The organism is Sporosarcina sp. P13 (assembly GCF_002743055.1).
GTDB lineage: Bacteria > Bacillota > Bacilli > Bacillales_A > Planococcaceae > Sporosarcina.
In genome coordinates this window covers 1-4,784 of record NZ_PDYM01000064.1, presented here as the reverse complement: position 1 = coordinate 4,784, position 4,784 = coordinate 1, and the positions used below count along the sequence as shown (strand labels likewise).

7 protein-coding genes are annotated in these 4,784 nt (G+C 40.3%); 3 read left to right on the top strand and 4 right to left on the bottom strand.

Going from position 1 to position 4,784, the window contains the following annotated elements; all coding sequences use genetic code 11:
- A partial coding sequence (locus tag CSV79_RS16210) for an IS3 family transposase (protein ID WP_143560598.1) occupies window positions 1-94 on the top strand: 94 nt, incomplete at its 5' end.
- A 528-nt stretch (window positions 95-622) separates the two neighbouring features.
- On the opposite strand, the gene CSV79_RS16205 is transcribed toward CSV79_RS16210, so the two are convergent.
- Together CSV79_RS16205 and CSV79_RS16200 are read right to left on the bottom strand one after the other, a co-directional pair.
- On the bottom strand, window positions 623-1,828 hold the full coding sequence (locus tag CSV79_RS16205) for a toxic anion resistance protein (protein ID WP_099690084.1): 1,206 nt from the start codon (window positions 1,826-1,828) through the stop codon (window positions 623-625).
- Window positions 1,806-2,477, bottom strand: coding sequence for a 5-bromo-4-chloroindolyl phosphate hydrolysis family protein (locus CSV79_RS16200; protein ID WP_099690083.1), 672 nt, complete (start codon window positions 2,475-2,477; stop codon window positions 1,806-1,808). The genes CSV79_RS16205 and CSV79_RS16200 overlap by 23 nt, the downstream gene beginning before the upstream one ends.
- A gap of 233 nt (window positions 2,478-2,710) precedes the next feature.
- On the opposite strand from CSV79_RS16200, the gene CSV79_RS16195 reads away from it, so the two are divergent.
- Together CSV79_RS16195 and CSV79_RS16190 are read left to right on the top strand one after the other, a co-directional pair.
- Complete coding sequence (locus CSV79_RS16195) at window positions 2,711-3,004, top strand: DUF1033 family protein (RefSeq protein ID WP_099690082.1); 294 nt, start codon at window positions 2,711-2,713, stop codon at window positions 3,002-3,004.
- A gap of 211 nt (window positions 3,005-3,215) precedes the next feature.
- Window positions 3,216-3,416 (top strand): cold-shock protein, encoded by a 201-nt coding sequence (locus tag CSV79_RS16190; RefSeq protein WP_085130730.1) that lies wholly within the window; start codon window positions 3,216-3,218, stop codon window positions 3,414-3,416.
- A 56-nt stretch (window positions 3,417-3,472) separates the two neighbouring features.
- Here CSV79_RS16190 and CSV79_RS16185 read toward each other — a convergent pair whose 3' ends face one another.
- Both CSV79_RS16185 and CSV79_RS16180 read right to left on the bottom strand, forming a co-directional pair.
- The gene (locus CSV79_RS16185) at window positions 3,473-4,183 is read right to left on the bottom strand and encodes a hypothetical protein (RefSeq protein ID WP_099690081.1); all 711 of its coding nucleotides are present in this window, start codon (window positions 4,181-4,183) and stop codon (window positions 3,473-3,475) included.
- Between the two features lie 507 nt (window positions 4,184-4,690).
- Window positions 4,691-4,784: IS3 family transposase (locus tag CSV79_RS16180; protein ID WP_143560598.1), on the bottom strand; the 94-nt coding region annotated here is incomplete at its 5' end.

Below are 4,784 nucleotides of genomic sequence, written 5' to 3'. Positions count from 1 at the left end.
AAAATATATCCATTACTATAATACGAAACGGATAAAGGCAAAATTAAAAATGAGTCCGGTCCAATACCGAACTCATTTTGAGCAAGTTGCCTGATGAAATAATCGTGTCTAACTTTAAGGGGTCACTTCAGTTCGGAAGGGCCCGCGGTGAGCCAACCTCGAAAACCGATGCTCCTAACGCTTCGCTTTTACTCGCAAAAGCCGTACTTCGCAACGGCTTTCGCAAGCTCCCCTGGTTGTCTCACCTGTCGGGCTGATCCTTCCCGAGTCGCCGCCTTGCACTACGCTTCACTGGTGTTACTTTCTGAAGATAGTTAGTGAAATGATCGGCTTTGTATTTAGATTTTTCATTTGAACTTAAAAATGTAAAGAACAGATATTAAGTTACTCAATCACTACAATGGGGTTCAAAGTACTTATAATCTACCAATAGGATTGGAGCGGAAGAGGGTCGACTCCTGGAGGATCAGCGTGCGCCTTGAGACCCTGACGTAGCGAAGCGAAGGAAGCGGCTCAAGCCACGCCCTCAGGAAAGCGTACCCTCTGAAGCGCAAATCCCGGATCACTATCCCAGGTAACTTTCTAGTATTTCTTTAAAAAAGTTCAAAAAAACCGTCCTTCGTTATGAAGGGCGGTTTTGTGTTTCTTCGTATACAGAAAGAAGGCGAGTCTTAAGCTCTTCTTCCATACGGGCGATTTCGATCTCAGCAGCTTTTCGTTTTGCGCGACCATCTGACTGAATAACAAGCGTTTCTTCGATTGTCTGGATCAAGTTCTCTTGTGTCTTCTTCAACGTATCAATCTCGATAATACCTTTTTCATTCTCTTTAGCGGTCTCGATACTATTGACTTTCAACATCTCGGAATTACGCAACAGCAAGTCGTTTGTTGTCTTTGTTACGAGTTTCTGTGACTCGACTGCTTTTTGCTGACGATTTAACGTCAAAGCAATAGCGATTTGGTTTTTCCATAGAGGAATGGCCGTCATAATGGATGCCTGGATTTTTTCCGCTAAGGTTTGGTTCGTTTGTTGGATCATACGAATTTGTGGAGCGCTTTGGATTGTGATTTGACGGGACAGTTGAAGATCATAAAGACGTTTTTCTAAACGATCGACGAATTGCGCCATGTCGTTTACTTCTTGTACCATCATTTGATCGTCTGCTTGCTGTGCTTTTTTATGAAGTTCTGGAATAATCGTTTGCGTGATTTCCTCGACTTTTAGTTCGGCAGCTGCAATATAGACGTTTAGCGCTTGGAAATACGTTTTATTTTGCTCGTATAACTGATCGAGCATACGTACATCTTCCATTAAGCCACGTTTGGAATGTTCCAATTGTACGCCGATTTTATCAATTTGTGTGCCAAGTTTTTGATATTTTGTCATCATTTCAGCAACAGGACGCGTAGCTTTCGCAAATAGGCGACTAAGGCCGGATTTTTTCTTTTCAGAAAGTTCATCCGGATCGATTTCGGATAGTTTATTCATCAATTCATTTAACACATCACCTACAGGGCCGATATCCTTGCTCTGTACATGGTCTAGCATTTTGTGAGAGAAGCGAGAAAGTTCGTTCTGAGCATTGGCTCCGTATGTGATAATCGCTTCGTAATTGCCTACAGGGATTTGTGAAGCGAGTTGCTTTGCCTTATCTTGTTCTTCAAGTGAAAGGCGATCGATCAATTTAGCTGGTTTTTTACTTTCAGCTAGTGTATTTTCCATTTCTTTTGGTAATAAGCTTGCATCCATATCGAATGGATTGCCAAGCAAATCGTCCATGCTTGGTTCTTGCATATCAAACGTTTCATTTAATTGTTTCTCTGTCATTAGAATGTTCCCCTTTCGATTCAAGCAACGGTTTCTCTTTATTGATTGTCACATCTACAAAATCAATTTCCATACGTAATTGTTCCAAGTCCGTTGCCACTGCGTTTCGTAAATCTCTTTCCATTTCTTGATTGAGATCCGCTAATGTTTCGCGTGTGTGCTGCAATGCGATTTTAATTTCTGTGTCTTTTAACGGCTGATTCACAAGCAATCCATATTTAGAAGTGATTTCTACTGCCGAGTCAAGATGTGCATAGAAAAATGTTTCCACCTGATAAAATTTACGTGGATTCGTTTGAACGATTTTAATAATTCTTCTAGCTTTTGCTGCCATATCATAGACTTGTCTAAACGCTTGGATCGAGCGGACTTGTCCATACATATTCGTTAGCTGTTTTACTTTTTTCTTAGATTCAATGACTTGTTGTTCAATATGTTTATATTCAGAACGAGCCAATCCGAATTGTTTAAGGGTAGAGCGTAATTGAATTTCTTTAATCGCTACATATCCTCCGGCATACAGTCCAGCCCCTATTGCGGAACTGACAAAGAAGTTTAGACCGGCACCAGACACGAGGAATATCCATGTGAACAAACTAGTCGGGGCCATGATTAGATGTCGGGTAAAAAAGTTTTTAACAAAATTCATGATTGTTCAGGCCACCTTCCATTTTCTCTATATAGTACTTACGGATTGCGCGGCAAAAGGTTTCATTCTTTCGGCAGCTGACAATCATTTGAATAGCTTCTTTCTTAATTATAGCCGAATGTAGATGAAAACTCATATATTACGGTATGTAAATCTTTTCACTTTGCTATACGTGTTCGTTTTGCTAAGATTAATGACATTATGCATAGAATGAGGTAAAGGAGTGCATACTAATGTATGAAGTAGTTTATATGAAAGCCGATTTTGAACCGTGGTGGATGTTTGATGAATGGCGTGATTTTTCGGTTACTTCGAAAATGTTTAAAGATCAGCAGTTGATGCAAGAACATGTCAATGATTTGATTAATGAAATGCAACCACAATTCGATTATTACGAAAAACGAAAAGGATGTTTTCACGCGTTTTGGTCGGATTCAGAAAAGCGTTACTGCGAAGGATGCGAAGGGGATACACAAATTTATCACGGTATTATTGTATTGTATAATGAAAAACCAAACATTTCCTAAAAATAATGTCTTCGTTATTTATGCTTTTTATTGACAATTTAAATGTGTATGTTATGATGTTGTTAAGTAAATTAATCGAACGACCGTATGCTATGAGATTCACCTATTACAAAAGTGATCGGCGACGTCGGTATCTTTTGTAATGCGTGAATTTTTTTTATGCGAGAGTTCATGTATTAACAAGTACTTATATATTTTTGGAGGTTATCGAATGAAACAAGGTACAGTAAAGTGGTTTAACTCAGAAAAGGGCTTCGGTTTTATCGAAGTTGACGGAGAAGAAGATATTTTCGTACACTTCTCAGCTATTCAAGGCGACGGATTCAAATCTCTTGACGAAGGTCAGCAGGTTGAATTTGAAGTAGTAGAAGGCAACCGTGGTTTACAAGCAGCTAACGTTGTGAAAATCTAATCCACTAATCAAAAGGCGTCCCTAGGGGCGCCTTTTTCAATACAAAGATTTATTGATTATGGTTGTGTTACAGTTTCTAGTTGGGAAGTAACTACGAAATCATCTTCACCTTCCATTGTCATAATCGACTCGCGTTTTACTTCACCAATATCCTTTACCAAATAGATACGGTTAATGAAGTTGTCACCTTCTTGCTCGATTACTATAGCGTCTTCAAACTGCTGATACGGCGTGGTAACCGCTACATCGGTTTCTACGATCTTCCAATCGTCAAACGTCGTTCCTACAGCAACTGGACCCTTCAAATAGATACGAGTTGGTTCCATTGCGTCCAGTTGCGCTGGAGTAGGGACTTCGGCGCTCAATTCCGTATGTTCTTCTTGCAGCACTTGAATTTCATCCCCAACTAGTTTATACACTTTTTGAATGAATGAGCCTCCGTTGTTTTCATGGATCACGACATAATCTTCAGCGGGACGAGCTACTGTAATATCGAGCTCAGCAAATTCATTTCCTTCTCCTTTATAATGTGCGCTCGATCCGTCAGGTAAAAAGTAATCGAGCAGGGAAACATCCGTTAGGTTTGCATCGTCTTGTTTTGTCTGATCGCCATCTTTTTGTCCTGTCTGCTCATCCTTCGTTGTTCCATCGTTTGTTGATTCGCCATCGGATCCAACGTTTCCATCAAGCGACGTAGCAGGTTTGCTTGAGCATCCAGCCAGTACGAGCAGAAGCGCAGCCACAAGAAAAAACATCGTCCGTCTCATAGGAAAACCTCCTTTATTTTCTGTTATTCCCTTTTTACAGTTAACTATTCATCAGAACAAAAAATGTGTCATTCAAAAAAATATATGTTTATTAGTATGCATACAAAAAAGTAAACATAGTGATTGGTCCGGGATTTAGGGCAAAAATGTGCTTCCAACGCTCCGCTTATGTTCGCAAAAGCCGTACTTCGCAACGGCTCTCGCTACAGAGGTGGACGCTTTCGCTTCAATCCTATAGATAGTAGACAAGTACTATGCTATTCATTGTAGTCATCAAGTAACTGATTGATTGTTCTTTAATTTATCAAGTTCAAAATGAAAAAAGTACGAAGCTGAATATTCCACTCACTAACTTTGGAAGGAATACCAGTGAAGCGTAGCGCAAGGCGGCGACTCCGGGAGGATCAGCCCGACAGATGAGACAACCAGGGGAGCTTGCGACCGGTTGGCTCATCGCGGGCCCTCCGGAACTGAAGTGACCCCTTAAAGTTAGACACGATTATTTCATCAGGCAACTTGCTCAAAATGAGTTCGGTATTGGACCGGACTCATTTTTAATTTTGCCTTTATCCGTTTCGTATTATAGTAATGGATATATTTT